The organism is Bradyrhizobium sp. 44 (genome assembly GCF_023073095.1).
Taxonomy (GTDB): Bacteria; Pseudomonadota; Alphaproteobacteria; order Rhizobiales; family Xanthobacteraceae; genus Bradyrhizobium.
In genome coordinates this window covers 1-4,557 of record NZ_JADPIY010000003.1, presented here as the reverse complement: position 1 = coordinate 4,557, position 4,557 = coordinate 1, and the positions used below count along the sequence as shown (strand labels likewise).

Here is a 4,557-nt window from a genome sequence, read left to right as displayed (position 1 = left end):
TCGTCAACGATCACCCGAATAGCCAGATCGACGAACTGCTACCCTGGGCCTATCTCGCTACCCCAGAACGCTGGCGCGTGGCCTGAGAACATCGCTTACACCTGCTGCCTGACGTTCTCATAAAGAAGAAGAACGCTGACGTCGCTCAACTGCTCAAAACTCATGCAGGCCAACAGTATCGAGGAGGGCGAATGTAGTCTACCAGTTCAAGCGTCGAAGAAAAGAAGGTGCCGGTTGAGAGGAATTGAATTGAAACTCCAATATCTGCCATAAAGGTGCGACGCTCTACCACTTAACTGATTAAACCTTGACCTTCTCCCAACGCCAGATTGGCTCCTTGCCAACACTGCGAGAGTAAAGGCTGAACAGTCGTTTGACGATCGCGCTTCCTCGACGATGGGTTCCTTCGACCTCGACGTGCACGGGCGCTGAGGCCCGGAAAAGTAAAATTTCTCCGGCATGCCGCAACAGCGGCAGGCTGCTGATCAGGTTGCAAATCATGATGCCGACTTTCGGCGAGATGCGATGTACCAATGGAACGCGCGGCCGGACGGGCCAACATTTAACCTTCCCAAAATAGGCTCCTGTCTCGCGCTTTATCTTGTCGATGCCGAAATGCTCGATGAAGATACCGCCGGCCTCGTACCTTGTCCCAGTCGGAAGGCCGAGAGCTCGCCGAAAAAGGTCGTCGTACTCGGTGCTGCCGACGAACCAGCCATCGGGCTTAAGCGACTCGGAAATTGTTCTGTAGAGCGCGGTGCGCTGTTCGCGGGAGTCCAAAGGCGTAGTCGACAGCGTCCGATCAAGGACCAACGGGGCCAACCGAACCTTGCTCGCGTCGGAATGAATAAGCGCCACTCTGGATCGGAAGTCCTTCATGAGGGCTTCGTTCTGAGGATATGGAGTAGGCGCGCGACCGGTCTTAAGGCGCTCGTTCAGTTTCTTGAGGGCGTTCACCGATATGTCGATTGCGATGATGCGGGCTCCTCGTTGAAGCATCAGAAGGGTAAACCTGCCGTCCCCACAGCCGACCTCCATGATCAAGTTGTTGCGCTTGATGTCGATGGCGCGCAGGAACGGTGGGATCTCGATGAAATCGGAGAGTTCGGACCTGGAGCAGGGAGAATAGTCGGAGGCCTCTGCATACTCGGTGTCGCGCAGGGCCATTTCGTGCGCGTCTTCATCGCTCGCATCAGAACTGATGAGCCGGGCGATACCATCGCTTATGGCGAACTTGGACTGGCACTTCGAGCATGTCAGTTTGGCGCTGCTGATCCCCATGACGCCGCAGACCTCGTCGCTGGTAACCAGCACCTCGCCGTCCTTGCTGCATCTCAAGAAATCCAGCATGTCACGCGGAAATTCAGGGGCTTCGATGCCTTGCGTCATCATGACGTCCCCGCACAATAAACTTGACCAAAAGCGAATGTTACCGACGACCGTGCTTGAAGCTGATGCGGGGCTGTGAGCACGGTAAAGCCTAGATTCATTGGCAGACGCTCAGGACGAGGTTGTTGCAGGTGCGCCTGGATGTGTCGCTAGTGTGTCGAACGGCGCGGCCGGCAAGTTGAAGACGAAGCCACAGTGCCCGAGAAAAAACGACGAGGAGCCTAGTGCTCAACGCGCCTCTTGTGCGGAGCCGAACCACGGAAACACGAACTCAGTTCGTAAGGCGGGCTCCTAAAAGCCGGACTCTATCTTACGGGTTTGAGCCATTGTCGGGTTTAAGAAAGCTTTGCGTGTCCTAAAAAGAAGGCTTCTCTCGCGATTAATCAAATGCTAATAAAATAAAATTGAATATTTTGCAAATGTTTCTTCAGGGGGCGCAATTTGAACACCCCATCGCAACCGAACTACGAACCTGCGGGGTTTGAGTTAGCGCGGGGGTCCTTCAGTTTGCTGGAGCCTGGCCCAGCCAACACGGTGATCATTTCCGATGCGCATCTGATGTTCTCGGGCGAGTATTCACGCTCGGGCCATGATCTCATTATCTCGGATCTCGACCAACGTGTCACAATCCAAGGTTACTTTCACGGTGAGAAGCGCCCGTCGCTGATTTCGGCAGACGGTGCTCTACTCGATGCAAGAGTGGTAGAAACGCTAACTGGCTATCAAACCTTTGCTCAAGCTGCCGGAAATGCCGCATCGGCTGCAAAGGTGATAGGCCATGTCGCCACTGTAACGGGAAGCGCCAGTATTGTTCGGAATGGCGTTACCATCGAGGCAAATAATGGAGACGTCGTTTATCAGAACGACGTCGTGCAAACCGGAAGTAGCTCGACAATTGGTCTGGTTCTGATTGACGGCTCAACGTTCAATCTGAGTGCCAACGCGCGGTTTATGTTGAATGATTTGGGATACGAAGAGCAGAATAGTGCAAGCGGTACCTTGGTCAGTCTGACTAGTGGTTCCAATCATGCTCTTTTCACGCTTGTCCAAGGCGCGGCCAGTTTCGTAGCAGGCCAAGTCGCCAAGACCGGCGACATGCAAGTTGCAACGCCTTCTGCTGTGATCGGGATCCGCGGTACAGCAGTCATTCTCAACGTCGATGCGGTGGATGGGCAGGTCTCGATCTCCGTTGCCGATGAGCACGATGGTCAGGTTCATTCAGTCCAGGTCTTCAAGTGCGTTCCAACGAGCGTACTTCAAGGGGCATGTGTTGCGGGAGACGCGATCGGGATAGTTACCAGCAATGGTCCATCGCTGACCGTAACGCCAGCTGCAAATTTTGAAGTGATTACCCAGGACGTCAGCAAGAGCCAGAGCCAAGTTGCTCAGGAGTTCAGCGCATTTCAGCAGGTGTTGACGACCTACGACATCGGCAAACAGCTTGCTCCGAATACTCCGCCACCAAGTGACGGCAAGCGAGGCGATGTCGATACGAAGACGCTGCAGAAGTTCGCTGGAAGTCCGCCGGCCTCACCCACCGAGGCGTCGACTACCGTCATTGCAGACGATGTGAAGGGGCAGGCTAGTGGTGGATCGATCGCTCCTACTTCTGTGACGCTCGCGTCTATCACAGGAGGTTCTGCGCCAACAACGAAGCCGGCTGTCTCTTCCGACAACACGCAAGTTTTCGTCCCGATTTCGTTCCGACCTATAGTTATCGAAAGCGCAGGAGGTTCAGTCAACCAAGGCCATCAGACGATCAGCGGAACCGTTGATCCGGCCCTTGTTGGGTCCACTCTGACGCTGTACGACACCTATGACGGCGTCACTACGCAAATCGGAGCGGTTACCGTTGGTTCTGGCGGCGTTTGGACTAAGACAGTCACTCTGGCGGGCGATGGCGACCATAGCATCGTGGCGTCTAATCCTAGCACTAATCTCAAGACGAGCGCGCCTGTTGTTTTCACGCTAGACACGACGGCACCGACGGTCGCGATTACCAGCGCCGGGGGTCCGATCAACCAGGCGAGCCAGACCATCACCGGTTCGGTGGACGTAGCCGACGCCGGCGCCACCGTGACGATCTTGGACGGCACCATCCCGATCGGCACCGCCATCGTGCGGCACGACGGCGGGTGGAGCAGCACTGTCACTCTGAATCAGGGTAGCAACTCGCTGACAGCCAAGGTGAGCGATGCCGCCGGCAACACCGCAACCAGTGCCGCGGTGGTCTATACGCTCACCAGCACCGGCCCGACGGTTGCGATCACGACAATCGAGGGCGGCGACAATCTGATCAACGCATCGGAAGCCGTAGGCGGCATCCAGGTCAGCGGCACCGCGGAGATCGGCTCGACCTTGACTGTCAATGGTGCGGCGGTGACGCTGGACGGGAGCGGCCACTGGATTACCTCGATCACACCTGCCGGCCAAGGCGTCTTCTTTGTAACGGCCATAGTGACGGATACGGCCGGCAAGACGGCTTCGACGTCGACGGCACTGACGATCGATACGACGGCGCCGACCGTTGCGATCACCAGCACGGGCGGACCGACGAACCAGGCGAACCAGACCATTGCCGGTACGGTCGATGTGGCCGATGCCGGGGCCGCCGTCACAATCCTGGACGGGACCACCACGATCGGCACCGCCGTCGTGCTGGGCGACGGCAGCTGGAGCAGCCTCGTCACGCTCGGCAATGGCAGCAACTCGCTGACGGCCAGGGTGAGCGATGTTGCCGGCAACACGACGACCAGCAATGCCGTTGTCTACACGCTCAGCACGACCGGCCCGGCCGTGACGGAGCATCTGACCTCCGATACCGGGTCTTCGGCGCTTGACCAGATCACTTCGAACGCTGCGCTGACCGGGACGGGCCTGGCAAACACCACGGTGCACTTCACCATCGATGGGACTTTAATCGCAACCACCAGTTTGGCGGATGGGAGCGGGAACTGGGCGTTCACACCGAGCGGTCTCGCTGATGGGCTGCATACCCTCGTGGCGAGCCAGACGGACACGTTTGGGAATACGGGCAGCGCCTCGCTGATCTTGACGCTCGACACCACGGCTCCGTCCGAGGCGCTGGCGATCACGGCGATCAACCAGGATACCGGCACCGCCGGCGACTTCGTCACCAGCGACACCACGCTGACGGTCTCCGGCAGC

General features: G+C 57.6%; 2 protein-coding genes. One reads left to right on the top strand and one right to left on the bottom strand.

Going from position 1 to position 4,557, the window contains the following annotated elements; all coding sequences use genetic code 11:
• Nucleotides 1-300: 300 nt before the first annotated feature.
• The gene (locus IVB41_RS00030; protein WP_247425709.1) at nucleotides 301-1,392 is read right to left on the bottom strand and encodes a methyltransferase domain-containing protein; all 1,092 of its coding nucleotides are present in this window, start codon (nucleotides 1,390-1,392) and stop codon (nucleotides 301-303) included.
• 504 nt (nucleotides 1,393-1,896) lie between these two features.
• Between IVB41_RS00030 and IVB41_RS00025 the strand changes: the two genes are divergently transcribed.
• Nucleotides 1,897-4,557 (top strand): Ig-like domain-containing protein (locus IVB41_RS00025; RefSeq protein WP_247425707.1); only part of this gene is annotated, 2,661 nt, incomplete at its 3' end.

Coding starts and splice junctions, on each gene's coding strand:
- IVB41_RS00030 (WP_247425709.1), bottom strand. CDS start 1,392: ATGATGACGCAAGGCATCGAAGCCCCTGAATTTCCGCGTGACATGCTG.